Below are 13,123 nucleotides of genomic sequence, written 5' to 3'. Positions count from 1 at the left end.
AGGTCGTTGTCTCGCAGACCAACACCGCCCGAACCCACACGACAAGCGTCAAGTCACGAGAGCCAAAACAAGCCGTTGCCCCGCAGACAGACAGCCCCCGAATCCGGGCATCCAATCAACTGCCGATCTACTCCGCAACCTTCTTCACCGCCCGCTTGCGCGGCGCAGCCGCCCGCTTCTTCTTCACCGGCGCAGCCTCGCCCACTACCTCCGTCTCAGCCGCAGCCTCTACGACAGGCGCCGCCACAATCAACTCTTCGCCAGGCACGCCAGCCGTCAGCACGGTCGCCCCGGGCGCGGCGAACACGGTGGCGTCGATCGGCCACGGCGTCTCGCTCAGCACCACATCGGGGCGCTTGGGCGCACGCTTCGGACGCCCCGCCGCCTTGGCCTTGGCGGGAACGGCTTCGGCCGGGGGCTCGCCCGCGTCCGCCGGTGCCGCGATCCCTGCCTCGGGCTCTGCCGCGGCCTCGGCCGGCACGATGGGCGCAGCCTCGGGTACGACCGCCGGCAACGGAGCTTCCTCGGGTTCCTGCAGCGCCGGGACTACCGCAATGGCCGCTGCCTCGGGAGCGGGAGCGGGAGACGGAGCCTGTCGTTGTTGCGCCCCATGGCGGTCGGGCCCGCGCCCTTCGCCGCGCGCGTGGCCGCCATGCTGCGGAGCCGCCGGCTGGGCCGGTGCCTGTGCCTTGCCTTCGCTTTCGGGTGCGTTGCGCGAGCGCTTCTTCAGGCGCACCCAGATGGTCTTGTTGTTGCCGCCGTTGCGCGTCTCCACCTCGAACAGGCCGGTGGCGACGACCAGTTCGGAGAGCTTGCCGTAGCCATAGTTGCGCGAGTCGAATTCCGGCGCCTGCTTGGCGATGTGGCTGCCGATGCCGCCCAGCGTGGCCCAGCCGTCTTCGTCCGACACGGCCTGCGAGGCGCTCTGCAGCAGGCGCACCAGGCGCGAGTCCTGGCGCAGTTCGCCGCCGCTGCGGCGCTTGGCGGGTGCCGCGGCTTCGTCGGTCTCGGCATCGGCACGCAACACGTCGGAGTAGATGAACTTGTCGCAGGCGGTGACGAAGGGCTTGGGCGTCTTGCGCTCGCCGAAGCCGTAGACGATCAGGCCCTGTTCACGGATGCGCGAGGCCAGGCGGGTGAAGTCGCTGTCGCTGGAGACGATGCAGAAGCCATCGAAGCGGCCGGTGTACAGCAGGTCCATCGCGTCGATGATCATCGCGCTGTCGGTGGCGTTCTTGCCGACCGTGTAGCGGAACTGCTGGATCGGCTGGATCGAGTGCGACAGCAGGCGCTCCTTCCAGCCGGCGAGGTTAGGCTTGGTCCAGTCGCCGTAGATGCGCTTGACGGCGGCCACGCCGTACTTGGCCACCTCGGCCAGCAGGCCTTCGACGATGGCGGGCGCCGCATTGTCGGCGTCGATCAGCACGGCCAGGGTCGCGCTGCCCTGGCGGGGGGAATTGGTCATGTCGTTTCCTGGTGTGCCGGGTGCCCCGGATCGGGGCGGGTTGCACCTGGCGCGATGTGGCGCCGGCCCGGCTTGCGCCCCTTCCGGGCGCCTGCTTTGAACGCAACGCAGTGTACACGCGAAGCCGCGTCCATACGGGAAATCACGGTCCCCCCGGGGGCGCATTTTGCTGCGCCGCAGGATATGCCGCGGCCGGGGGCGGTGCTACCATGCCGCGCAGAGACACAGCCGTGCCCCGCCTTCACAAGAGGCGCCAGCGGCTGCCCACAACCGAAGCGCCGGTGATCCCGGCAACACGCCAAGAGAGAGGAGCACGCATGAATGCCCCCCTGACCCCGCCTGTGAGCGACGCCATCCGCGAGGCGCTCGCCAGAGTTTCCCTGGACGACAAGTACACGCTCGAGCGTGGCCGCATCTATATCAGCGGCACGCAGGCGCTGGTACGGCTGCCGATGCTGCAGCAGGAGCGCGACCGCGCCGCCGGCCTCAATACGGCCGGCTTCATCTCGGGCTACCGCGGCTCGCCGCTGGGCGCGCTGGACCAGTCGCTATGGAAGGCCAAGAAGCACCTGGCCGCGCACAACATCGTCTTCCAGGCCGGCCTGAACGAAGACCTGGCCGCCACCTCGGTGTGGGGCTCGCAGCAGGTCAACATGTATCCGGACGCGCAGTTCGATGGCGTGTTCGGCATGTGGTATGGCAAGGGGCCCGGCGTGGACCGCACCGGCGACGTCTTCAAGCACGCCAACTCGGCCGGCTCGTCGAAGCACGGCGGCGTGCTGGTGCTGGCGGGCGACGACCACGCCGCCAAGTCGTCGACGCTGGCGCACCAGTCCGAGCATATCTTCAAGGCCTGCGGCCTGCCGGTGCTCTATCCGTCCAACGTGCAGGAATACCTGGATTACGGCCTGCACGGCTGGGCCATGAGCCGCTACTCCGGCCTGTGGGTGGCAATGAAGTGCGTGACCGACGTGGTCGAGTCGTCGGCTTCGGTGGAACTGGACCCGCACCGCGTGCGCATCGTCCTGCCGGACGACTTCCAGCTGCCGCCGGGCGGCCTCAACATCCGCTGGCCAGATCCGCCACTGGTGCAGGAAGCGCGCCTGCTCGACTACAAGTGGTACGCCGGCCTGGCCTATGTGCGCGCCAACAAGATCGACCGTATCGAGATCGATTCGCCGCACGCGCGCTTCGGCATCATGACCGGCGGCAAGGCCTACCTCGATACCCGCCAGGCGCTGTCCGACCTCGGCCTCGACAACGAGACCTGCGCCCGCATCGGCATCCGCCTGTACAAGGTCGGCTGCGTGTGGCCGCTGGAAGCACAGGGTGCGCGGGCCTTCGCCGAAGGCCTGCAGGAGATCCTGGTGGTGGAGGAAAAGCGCCAGATCATGGAGTACGCGCTCAAGGAAGAGCTGTACAACTGGCGCGACGACGTGCGGCCCAAGGTCTACGGCAAGTTCGACGAGAAGGACAACGCCGGCGGCGAGTGGTCGATCCCGCAGAGCAACTGGCTGCTGCCGGCACACTACGAGCTGTCGCCGGCCATCATCGCCAAGGCGATCGCCACGCGGCTGGAGAAGTTCGAGCTGCCGTCCGACGTGCGCGCGCGCATCGAGGCGCGCCTGGCCATCATCCAGGCCAAGGAGAAGGCGCTGGCCACGCCGCGCGTGGCGGTGGAGCGCAAGCCCTGGTTCTGCTCGGGCTGCCCGCACAACACCTCGACCAACGTGCCCGAGGGCTCGCGCGCGCTGGCCGGCATCGGCTGCCATTACATGACGGTGTGGATGGACCGCAACACCAGCACCTTCAGCCAGATGGGCGGTGAAGGGGTGGCGTGGATCGGCCAGGCGCCGTTCGCCGGCGACAAGCACGTGTTCGCCAACCTGGGCGACGGCACCTACTTCCACTCCGGCCTGCTGGCGATCCGCGCCTCCATCGCCGCCAACGTCAACATCACCTACAAGATCCTCTACAACGATGCGGTGGCCATGACCGGCGGCCAGCCGGTGGACGGCCAGCTGTCGGTGCAGGACATCGCCTTCCAGGTGGCGGCGGAGGGCGCCAAGCGCATCGAGATCGTCACTGACCAGCCGGAGAAGTACCACGGCGCCATCAAGCTGCCGGCCGGCGTGACCGTGCATCACCGCGACGAGCTCGACCGCGTGCAGCGCGAGCTGCGCGAGGTGCCGGGCGCCACCATCCTGATCTACGACCAGACCTGCGCCACCGAGAAGCGCCGCCGCCGCAAGCGCGGCACCATGGCCGACCCGGCCCGGCGCGCCTTCATCAACGACGCGGTGTGCGAAGGCTGCGGCGATTGCTCGGTCAAGTCCAACTGCCTGTCGGTGGAGCCGCTGGAGACGGACCTGGGCACCAAGCGCCGCATCAACCAGTCTTCGTGCAACAAGGACTTCTCCTGCGTCAACGGTTTCTGCCCGAGCTTCGTCACCGCCGAGGGCGCGCAGGTGCGCAAGCCCGAGCAGCACGGCGTGTCGATGGAAGGCCTGCCGGCACTGCCCGCGCCGGCGCTGCCCGGCCTGGCCCATCCCTATGGCGTGCTGGTGACCGGCGTGGGCGGTACCGGCGTGGTCACCATCGGCGGCCTGCTGGGCATGGCGGCCCACCTGGAGAACAAGGGCGTGACCGTGCTCGACATGGCCGGCCTGGCGCAGAAGGGCGGCGCGGTGCTGTCGCACGTGCAGATCGCCGCGCGTCCCGATGACCTGCACGCCACCCGCATCGCCATGGGCGAGGCAGACCTGGTGATCGGCTGCGACGCCATCGTCTCGGCCAGCGACGAGGTCCTGGCCAAGACCCAGTCGGGACGCACGCGCGCCGTGATCAACACCGCGCAAACCCCGACCGCCGACTTCATCAAGAATCCGAAGTGGCAGTTCCCCGGCCTGTCGGCCGAGCAGGACCTGCGCAACGCGGTGGGCGAGGCCTGCGAGTTCATCAATGCCTCCGGCCTGGCCGTCACCCTGCTGGGCGATACCATCTACACCAACCCGCTGGTACTCGGCTTCGCCTGGCAGAAGGGCTGGCTGCCCCTGTCGCTCGACGCCATGCTGCGCGCCATCGAGCTCAACGGCGTGGCGGTGGAGAAGAACCGCGCCGCCTTCGACTGGGGCCGCCACATGGCGCACGATCCCGAGCGCGTGCTGGCACTGGCCGGCAAGCTGCGCAACACGGCCGAAGGCGCCGAGGTGGTCAAGCTGCCGACCTCGTCCGGCGCCCTGCTCGACAAGCTGATCGCCGGCCGTGCCGAGCACCTGACCGCCTACCAGGACGCAGCCTATGCGCAGGCCTACCGCGATGCCATCGCCCAGGTGCGCACGGCCGAAAGCGCACTGGTCGGCGCCGGCAAGCCGCTGCCGCTGACCGAGGCGGCCGCGCGCGGACTGGCCAAGCTGATGGCCTACAAGGATGAGTACGAAGTGGCGCGGCTCTACACCGACCCGGCCTTCCTCGACAAGCTGCGCGCCCAGTTCGAGGGCGAGCCCGGCCGCGACTACCAGCTCAGCTTCTGGCTGGCGCCGCCGCTGCTGGCCAAGCGCGACGACAAGGGGCACCTGGTCAAGCGGCGCTTCGGGCCGTCGACGATGGCGCTGTTCAGGCTGCTGGCCCGCTTCAAGGGCCTGCGCGGCGGTGCGCTCGACATCTTCGGCAAGACCGAGGAACGCCGTACCGAGCGCGCGCTGATCGGCGAGTACCGCGCACTGCTCGACGAACTGCGCGGCGGCCTCAGCGCGGCCAACCACGCCACCGCGGTGACGCTGGCCGCGCTGCCGGACGACATCCGCGGCTTCGGCCACGTCAAGGAGAACAACCTGCAGGCGGTGCGTGGGCGCTGGCAGGCGCTGCTGGCGCAGTTCCGCGACCCGCAGGCCGCGCAGCAGGCAGCATGAGCCGGAGCCGGGACCGGACCGGCGGCCGCATGACGGCATGACCAAGGGGCGCGATTCGCGCCCCTTTTCTTATTCCGGCGTGCGGTGGTGCCGCCGCACCGGCCCGGGTCAGGCCGCGCTGGCCAGCTTGTCCTCGCCCGGCTTCACGTACATCGAATTGCGCGGACGCGCGAGCACGCGCCGCACCATCGGCTCGAAGAAGGACAGCGGCAGCGTGTCGTAGTCGGTCATGAAGGCGGCCGCGTCGTACTTCTGGCAGAACTCGGCGGTGCGCGCGAACAGTTCGGGCTGGTCGCGGAACTGCTCGCGCAGGTTGCGGTCCAGGCCGAGGTGATGGAAGAAGTAGTAGCCCTGGAACACGCCGTGCTTCTCCACCATCCACAGGTTCTCCGGGCTGACGAAGGGCTTGAGGATGGCCGCCGCGATGTCAGGGTGGTTGTAGCTGCCCAGCGTGTCGCCGATATCGTGCAGCAGCGCGCAGACCACGTACTCCTCGTCGCGCCCGTCGCGGTGGGCCAGCGTGGCCGTCTGCAGCGAGTGCGTCAGGCGATCGACGGGGAAGCCGCCGAAGTCGCCGTCGAGCAGGCGCAGGTGGGCCAGCACGCGTTCGGGCAGGGCCTGGGCGTAGGGCATGAACTCGGCGGAGATGGCGGCCCAGTCCTCGCGGGTGCCCTGCTCCATGTGGTGGAAGGTGGCGCGCGCGGCGGCGCCGCCGTGGCCGGCTTCGTTGGTGCTCATGGGGTCTCCTGTTTCTTGTGACGGCCTGGCCGCCTTGTTGTCAGCCTGTCGGGCTTCGGGCATTGTGTCACCAAGCGCACCGCGACACTGTCAATATCCCGACTTTGGCGAGCCCCGACTCGCTGCACCGCACCATGCTGATCCGCTCCTACCGGCCCGCCGACGAGGCCGACATCATCGCCCTGTGGCAGGCCTGCGGCCTGACCCGCCCCTGGAACGACCCGAAGAAGGACATCGCGCGCAAGCTGACCGAGCAGCCCGAGCTGTTCCTGGTCGGCGAGGACGGCGGCCGCCCGGTGGCCTCGGCCATGGTGGGTTTCGACGGACACCGCGGCTGGGTCTACTACCTGGCGGTCGACCCGGCCCAGCAGCGCCTGGGCTGGGGCCGCGCACTGATGGCGCGCGCCGAGCAATTGCTGGTCGAGCGCGGCTGCCCCAAGATCAACCTGCTGGTACGCAAGGGCAACGACGCGGTGCTCGGCTTCTACGACAGCCTGGGCTATGCGCAGGACGAGGCGGTCAGCCTCGGCAAGCGGCTGATCCCGGACCTCTGAGGCGCCCCCGGGGGGCCTGCCGGGACGCTCGACGCCGGCTGCCGCGCCTCGTAGGCTGGTAGGATGACAGGGGCCACCGCGAGACCGCCATGTTCCGCATCCTCGGCATCGACCACCTGGTTCTGCGCAGCGCCGACGTGCCGGCGATGCTGCGTTTCTACGTCGGCGTGCTCGGCTGCACCGTCGAGCGCGAGCAGGCCGCGCTCGGCCTGACCCAGCTGCGCGCCGGCTGCGCCCTGATCGACCTGGTCGCGCTGGACGGCCCCCTCGGGCGCGCCGGCGGCGCCGGACCCGGCGCGCAGGGCCGCAACCTGGATCACTTCTGCCTGCGCATCGACCCGTTCGACAGTGCCAGCCTGTCGGCGTGGCTGCGCGGGCTCGGTATCGAGCCGGCCCCCCCCGAGATGCGCTACGGCGCGGAAGGCCTCGGATTCTCCCTCTACGTGCGCGATCCCGACGGCAATGTGGTGGAACTCAAGGGTCCGGCGCAGCCGCCCGGGGCGAAGCCGGACGGCATGGGCGCCTGACACGCGCCACCGGAAGGCGGCGGCACCCCGTGCCGTGCACGCCACAATCGCCGCCAGCCAACGCGCACCGCCGCTACAATCGACGCTGGCAGGCCGCCGCAGCGGGTCCCCCGAGCCATCCCCGCGCGCGCCCGCTTCCCGACACCCGCACTCCAGCGAGGAAGCCCGCGCCGCCGGCCACCGGCCAGCGTCCGCGTGCCCGCGCGCACCATGACACAACAAGAACACCACACACCTTCCGGCCGGCATGCCGCACCAGCCGACCATAGTGGCAGCGCCCTGCGCAAGCTGGTCTGGGCCCTCGGCATCACCGAGGTGATTTCCTGGGGCACGCTGTACTTCAGTTTCACCGTCTTCATCGGGCCGATGAGCCAGGCCCTGGGCTATTCCAAGCCCTTCCTCGCCGGCGGCTTCTCGCTGGGCCTGCTGGTCTGGGCCCTGTGCTCCTTCGCCGTGGGGCGCCTGCTGGACCGCGTGCCGGCACGCCGCGTGATGTGCGCGGGCTCGCTGCTGGCCGGCGCCGGCATGCTGCTGTGGGCCTGGTCGCCGTCGCCGGCCGCCTTCCTGCTGACCTGGCTGCCGCTCGGCCTGGCGATGTCGAGCACGCTGTATGAGCCGGCCTTCCTGGTGCTGCGCCAGGCCTTCGGCGACGGCTACCAGAAACCCATCCTCAGCCTCACGCTGATCGCCGGCTTCTCCAGCACGATCTTCGTGCCGCTGGCGCAATGGCTGGTGCTGCATCTCGGCTGGCAGCCGACCCTGCTGGTCTTCGCCGCCCTCAACCTGCTGGTCTGCGCCCCGCTGCACGCGCGCCTGCGCTATGCCATCCACCCGAGCTATGCCGCCCCCGCCTCGCCGTTGCCGGAAGGCGCAGCGGGTGCCGGCATCGCCCGCGCCACGCTGCGCCAGCCGGTATTCTGGGCCGTAGTGGCGGCCTTCACGGCGACCGCCGTGATCGCCTCCCTGCTGGGGGCCCACCTGATCCCGATGCTGACCGAGAAGGGCATGCCGTTGTCGCAGCAGCTGATGGTGGCCGCGCTGATCGGACCGGCCCAGGTGGTGGGCCGCACCGTGATGATGCGCCTGCCGGTCAGTCATCCGGTGCGCCTGTCGATGCCTGTCTACGCGGTGATGGCGCTCGGCCTGCTGGGCTTCGCCCTGGGCGCGGGCGGCTGGCTGATGCTGGCCGCCGTCATCTACGGCTGCGCCAACGGCGTCAACACCATGCTGCGCGCGATGGCCATGCCGGAACTGATCTCGCGCCATCACTACGCCACGCTCAACGGCCTGATGATGACACCGGTGCTGCTGATGCAGGCCGCAGCGCCCTGGTTCGGCGCCCTGCTGTGGCGCGCCGCCGGTGGCTACTGGCTGATGCTGTGGCTGATGGTGGCATTGGCGCTGGCGGCGCTGGCCGCCTTCGCCTTCGCGCTGCAGCAGCGCGGCCTGCTGCGCACCGGTGCGGCACCGGCCTGAGCCGCCAGCGGCCGCGGGCGCGGCGCACGCGCGTCACGCGGCTGTGCGACCATGCGGGTCTCGCGCAGGCGGCGCGCCGGAACGGTCCGGCGCGCCACGCATGCGCCGCCGCCATCCGCATGTCCGATCCACATCACAGCCGGCCCTTGCCGGAACTTCCCGCGGGCCCGGTGCCCGCCGCCATGCCTGCCATGGCCGCCACCCGGCGGGTGGAACACGCCGCCTACGCCACCATGGCGCTGTTCTTCGTCAACGGCGCCACCTTCGCCACCTGGGGCGTCCATATCCCTACCATCAAGGCCCGCTTCGGCCTGTCCGATGCCGCGCTGTCGCTGGCCATGCTGGCGGTGGCCGGCGGCGCGATCGCGGCAATGGGGCCGGTCGGCCGCTGGGTGGCGCGCGTGGGCAGCGCGCGCGCCTCGCTGGCCAGCGGTGCGGCCTATGCCCTCGCCACCGCCCTGCTGCTGGCCATGCCGGATTTCCTGCTGCTGGTGCCGGCACTGCTGGCCTTCGGCATGGCCAATGCCGCATTCGACGTCGCCATGAACGCGCAGGCGGCCACGGTGGAAGCCAGCCGCAGCCGTCCCATCATGTCGCGCCTGCACGGCATGTTCAGCCTGGGCGGCATGGCGGGGGCGTCCTTCGGCGGGCTGATGCTGTCGCTGGGCGTGCCGCCGCTTGCGCACGCCGCCCTGATCGCGCTGATGACCGCGGCCACCTCGCTGTGCGCCGCGCCGCGGCTGCTGGACGACCATCCGGTGGCGCCGGCGCAGGCCGGTCACCACCACACCGGCCGTGTGTTGTGGCTGCTGGGTCTGATGGCCTTCCTGGGCCTGATCGGCGAGGGCGCCATGTATGACTGGACCAGCGTCTACATGCGCGAGGTCGCGGCGGCGCCGGCCGACTGGTCCGGCTTCGGCTACGCCGCCTTCTCGGCCGGCATGGCCTGCGGACGCTTCGGTGGCGACTGGCTGCGGGCGCGCTGGTCGGACCCGGCCACGCTGCGCGCCAGCGCCTGGCTGGCCTTCGGCGGCATCGGGCTGGCCCTGCTGCTGCCGTCACCGGCGTGCGCCCTGCTCGGCTTCACGCTGATGGGACTGGGCACCGCGAACATGGTGCCGATCTTCTTCATGGCCGCCTCGCAGCTGCCGGGCGTGGCGCCCGCCGAGGCCATCGCACGGGTGGCGCGCTTCGCCTACACCGGCCTGCTGCTCGGGCCGGTCCTGATCGGCGGCGTGGCGCATCTCGCCAGCCTGCGCCACGGCCTGGCCGTGGTCGCGCTGACCATGGGCTGGATCGCCCTGGCCGGCGTGCGCGTCGCCCGCCCCTACCTGCTGCGAGGCGAACGCTAGGTAGCCAGCAGCCGGGAATCAGGCTGCTGCGGGCTGCCGTTGCGGCGTGCCCAGGCCGTCGAAGACGAAGCTGTCCATGGCGAGCACGCCGTAGGTGACCTCGTCGGCCACGCGCGCAGCCTGGACGTGGGCGGATGCGCCCGCGGACGCATCGCGCGGGCCCAGCGCGGCGCCCAGCGCCACGTAGAAGGGCAGCAGGTGCTCGTCGGTCGGGTGGGCACGGCGCGCGTACGGCGCCTGCGCCCGGTAGTCGGCCAGCCGCGCGGTGTCGCCGGTGGCCAGCGTTTCATCGAGCGCCTCCAGCATCCAGCCGCGGAAGGCCTCGACATAGGGCTCCGGCGCCGGACCGTGCTGCGTGCGGTGGCCGCCGCTGCCGAACACATCCTGCAGGTTGTGGGTGAAGCTGCCCGAGCCGATCACCAGCACGCCCTCGTCGCGCAGCGGCGCCAGTGCGCGGCCGATCTCGATCTGCGTGGCGGGCGGCAGGTAGGGATTCAGCGCCAGTTGCACGACCGGCACGTCGGCAGCGGGAAACAGGTGGCGCAGCGGCAGCCAGGCACCGTGGTCGAGCGGACGGTCCTCGTCCTCGGCGACGAAAGCCGCGCCCGGAATCGCCGCCGCTTCCACCAGTTCCTTGACACGCGCGGCCAGTGCCGGCGCGCCGGGCGCATCGTAGCGCAGCGCGTAGAGCTCGCGCGGGAAGCCGCCGAAGTCGTGCCACGCTTCCTGGCGCTCGCGCGTGCTGACCGCCAGCGTGCTGTAGATCCAGTGCGCCGAGATGACCAGCACGGCGCACGGCGGCGAGCGGCGCAGCTGGTCGCCGAGGGCGTCGAATGCCGCGCCGGTCGGGCCGGGGTCGAGCGCCAGCATGGGAGAACCGTGCGAGAGGTAAAGCGAGGGAAGCATGGCGTCTGTCCTTGGAATCTTCTCTTCAAATGCTTTGTGTGGCTGCATACAAGTTTGGCAAAGAAGAGCAGATCGCACGGTCAAGCGATACGGACACCTCGCTCAATAATTTTGAATCGATTGGCGCAAGCTGCCGCCAGCGCCCCTGCGCCGTCGCCGCGCGCACGGTGCGGTGGCGGCGGACGTGGCGCCTCCGCATCACGTCCGGTGCCGCACCAGGCCGCGGCCCGGCCCCGCTGCGCGGCTGGCGCAATCGGCCTATGATGCAGTCAGGGCCGCCTGCGGCGGCCGCCGATACGGCGCCCGGCGCGCCGGCAGGAGAACAACGTGGCGAAGCGGACCCCACCCTGGCTCAAGTTGCCCCTGGCGCATTGGTGGCAGCCGGGACTGTTCGCCAGCCTGCCTGCGGTGGCGCTGTGGACCATCGCGCGGCTGCCGGCCGACCTGCTGGCTGCGCTCGGCGGCAGCACGCTGTCCGCGCTGCTCAACCATGCGGGCGACACGCTGTTCGTGGCGGGCTGGCTGCTTTCAGGCCTGCGCCTTTGGACAAGCCGCCGGCGCCCCGCCGCCGAGGACGGGCGCCGGCGCGAAGTGCCGCCCGCGGCGCCGTCGCGCCACCGCGCCGGCTGAGACGGCCCGGCTTCCCGACCTCGCCCCTGGCCTCGCACCCCGCACCGCACCTGCCCGCCGGCCGAAGCCGTCCGCGCCGCTCCCGCCATGTGACGGCTGCGCCGGATCGCTTAATATTCCAGGCAGGTGGCCGCGAGGCCCCTGGTTTTCTTCATCGCAGCACACCACAACAACATCATGCAAGGCACTGCCTACCCAACCCAACAAGTCTCGCCCGCCCATCGGCGCAAGGCCATCCTGGCGGCCACCATCGGCAACGGCCTGGAGTGGTTCGATTTCACCGTCTACAGCTTCTTCGCCGTCATCATCGCCAAGCTGTTCTTTCCCACCGGCAATGACCTGACCTCCTTCCTGCTGACCGTGGCGACCTTCGGCGTGGGCTTCTTCATGCGGCCGGTCGGCGCCATCGTGCTGGGCGTCTACGCCGACCGCGTCGGCCGCAAGGCTGCGCTGACCCTGACCATCCTGCTGATGGCGCTGGGCACGGCCATCATCGGCCTGGCACCCACCTATGACCAGATCGGCATGTGGGCCCCGGCGCTGATCGTGCTGGCCCGCCTGATCCAGGGCTTCTCCGCCGGCGGCGAGGTCGGCGGCGCGACCGCCTTCCTGATCGAGAATTCGCCCGATGCCAAGCGCGGCCTCTACGCCAGCTGGCAGCAGGCCAGCCAGGGCATCTCCTTCATGCTGGGCGCGGCCATGGGCGCGCTGGTCATCAATGGCCTGGAGCCGGCACAGGTAGATGCCTGGGGCTGGCGTATCCCCTTCCTGTTCGGCCTGCTGATCGGTCCGGTCGGCATGTACATCCGCTCCCACCTGGAAGAGCCGCCCGCCTTCCAGCAGCAGCGCGCCGAGCGCCAGGCCGCCAAGGTCAAGTTCTCGCCGCTGTCGCAGGTGCTGCGCGACCATCCGCGCGAGGTCGTGGCCGGGCTGGGCGTGACCATCCTGTGGACGGTCTGCACCTATGTGCTGGTGTTCTACATGCCGTCCTACGCCAAGCAGCAGCTGGGCCTGCCGCTGGGCGCGACCTTCAACTCGACCGCCCTGTGCGGCGCCATCATCCTGGTGCTGTGCCCGGTGATGGGTACCCTGTCCGACCGCATCGGCCGCAAGCGCATGCTGGGCGTGGTGGCGCTGGCGATCGGCGTGCTCGCCTACCCGCTGTTCCACTGGCTCAACCTGAGCCCGACCTCGCAGACCCTGCTGCAGGTACAGGTCGTGCTGGGCGTGCTGCTGGCAGCCTTCACCGGTCCCGCGCCGGCGGTGCTGGCCGAGCAGTTCCCGACCGAGGTGCGCTCCACCGGCCTGTCGCTGGCTTACAACTTCGCGGTCACCATCTTCGGCGGCTTCGCCCCGCTGATCGTGACGTGGCTGATCGAGTCCAGCGGCAACAAGCTGGCCCCCGCCTTCTACGTGATCGCGGCCGCCATCGCCAGCTTCATCGCGCTGCTCTTCATGCACGACCGCACCGGCAAGCCGCTGGCCTGAACGCCCGCGCCCCGGCCTTTGCCCAAAGCCAGCCATGCGCTGGCTTTTTTGTTGCCGCGATTCCTGGCGCGGTCCT

At 70.4% G+C, this 13,123-nt stretch carries 10 protein-coding genes; 7 read left to right on the top strand and 3 right to left on the bottom strand.

Annotated elements, in window-relative coordinates; translation table 11 throughout:
* Positions 1-127: 127 nt before the first annotated feature.
* A complete protein-coding gene (locus tag BKK79_RS12050) occupies positions 128-1,465 on the bottom strand; it encodes an NYN domain-containing protein (protein WP_071037783.1) in 1,338 nt (445 codons plus the stop codon).
* A 317-nt stretch (positions 1,466-1,782) separates the two neighbouring features.
* Between BKK79_RS12050 and BKK79_RS12045 the strand changes: the two genes are divergently transcribed.
* The gene (locus BKK79_RS12045; RefSeq protein WP_071037782.1) at positions 1,783-5,376 is read left to right on the top strand and encodes an indolepyruvate ferredoxin oxidoreductase family protein; all 3,594 of its coding nucleotides are present in this window, start codon (positions 1,783-1,785) and stop codon (positions 5,374-5,376) included.
* A 108-nt stretch (positions 5,377-5,484) separates the two neighbouring features.
* On the opposite strand, the gene BKK79_RS12040 is transcribed toward BKK79_RS12045, so the two are convergent.
* Positions 5,485-6,114 (bottom strand): HD domain-containing protein, encoded by a 630-nt coding sequence (locus BKK79_RS12040; protein WP_071037781.1) that lies wholly within the window; start codon positions 6,112-6,114, stop codon positions 5,485-5,487.
* Between the two features lie 134 nt (positions 6,115-6,248).
* Between BKK79_RS12040 and BKK79_RS12035 the strand changes: the two genes are divergently transcribed.
* The 4 genes from BKK79_RS12035 to BKK79_RS12020 all read left to right on the top strand — a co-directional run bounded on the left by BKK79_RS12035 (position 6,249) and on the right by BKK79_RS12020 (position 10,023).
* Complete coding sequence (locus tag BKK79_RS12035) at positions 6,249-6,668, top strand: GNAT family acetyltransferase (RefSeq protein WP_071010221.1); 420 nt, start codon at positions 6,249-6,251, stop codon at positions 6,666-6,668.
* 89 nt (positions 6,669-6,757) lie between these two features.
* A complete protein-coding gene (locus tag BKK79_RS12030) occupies positions 6,758-7,195 on the top strand; it encodes a VOC family protein (protein ID WP_071037780.1) in 438 nt (145 codons plus the stop codon).
* 210 nt (positions 7,196-7,405) lie between these two features.
* A complete protein-coding gene (locus tag BKK79_RS12025) occupies positions 7,406-8,671 on the top strand; it encodes an MFS transporter (protein ID WP_071015874.1) in 1,266 nt (421 codons plus the stop codon).
* Between the two features lie 119 nt (positions 8,672-8,790).
* Positions 8,791-10,023, top strand: a complete 1,233-nt coding sequence (locus BKK79_RS12020; protein WP_084084693.1) for an MFS transporter — start codon at positions 8,791-8,793, stop codon at positions 10,021-10,023.
* Positions 10,024-10,041: 18 nt separating this feature from the next.
* Here BKK79_RS12020 and BKK79_RS12015 read toward each other — a convergent pair whose 3' ends face one another.
* The gene (locus tag BKK79_RS12015; RefSeq protein WP_071010227.1) at positions 10,042-10,929 is read right to left on the bottom strand and encodes a DODA-type extradiol aromatic ring-opening family dioxygenase; all 888 of its coding nucleotides are present in this window, start codon (positions 10,927-10,929) and stop codon (positions 10,042-10,044) included.
* Between the two features lie 327 nt (positions 10,930-11,256).
* Here BKK79_RS12015 and BKK79_RS12010 point away from each other — a divergent pair, with 327 nt between their 5' ends.
* Positions 11,257-11,559 carry a hypothetical protein gene (locus BKK79_RS12010; RefSeq protein ID WP_071037779.1) on the top strand — a complete coding sequence of 101 codons (303 nt, stop codon included), beginning with the start codon at positions 11,257-11,259 and terminating at the stop codon, positions 11,557-11,559.
* Between the two features lie 177 nt (positions 11,560-11,736).
* Complete coding sequence (locus BKK79_RS12005; protein ID WP_071015876.1) at positions 11,737-13,047, top strand: MFS transporter; 1,311 nt, start codon at positions 11,737-11,739, stop codon at positions 13,045-13,047.
* The last annotated feature ends 76 nt before the right edge of the window (positions 13,048-13,123 follow it).

It is taken from the genome of Cupriavidus sp. USMAA2-4 (assembly GCF_001854305.1).
Taxonomy (GTDB): Bacteria; Pseudomonadota; Gammaproteobacteria; order Burkholderiales; family Burkholderiaceae; genus Cupriavidus; species Cupriavidus malaysiensis.
The sequence above is the reverse complement of the archived record's forward strand: the minus strand, read 5'-3'. Positions and strand labels throughout refer to the sequence as shown.

Coding starts and splice junctions, on each gene's coding strand:
- BKK79_RS12050 (WP_071037783.1), bottom strand. CDS start 1,465: ATGACCAATTCCCCCCGCCAGGGCAGCGCGACCCTGGCCGTGCTGATC.
- BKK79_RS12045 (WP_071037782.1), top strand. CDS start 1,783: ATGAATGCCCCCCTGACCCCGCCTGTGAGCGACGCCATCCGCGAGGCG.
- BKK79_RS12040 (WP_071037781.1), bottom strand. CDS start 6,114: ATGAGCACCAACGAAGCCGGCCACGGCGGCGCCGCCGCGCGCGCCACC.
- BKK79_RS12035 (WP_071010221.1), top strand. CDS start 6,249: ATGCTGATCCGCTCCTACCGGCCCGCCGACGAGGCCGACATCATCGCC.
- BKK79_RS12030 (WP_071037780.1), top strand. CDS start 6,758: ATGTTCCGCATCCTCGGCATCGACCACCTGGTTCTGCGCAGCGCCGAC.
- BKK79_RS12025 (WP_071015874.1), top strand. CDS start 7,406: ATGACACAACAAGAACACCACACACCTTCCGGCCGGCATGCCGCACCA.
- BKK79_RS12020 (WP_084084693.1), top strand. CDS start 8,791: ATGTCCGATCCACATCACAGCCGGCCCTTGCCGGAACTTCCCGCGGGC.
- BKK79_RS12015 (WP_071010227.1), bottom strand. CDS start 10,929: ATGCTTCCCTCGCTTTACCTCTCGCACGGTTCTCCCATGCTGGCGCTC.
- BKK79_RS12005 (WP_071015876.1), top strand. CDS start 11,737: ATGCAAGGCACTGCCTACCCAACCCAACAAGTCTCGCCCGCCCATCGG.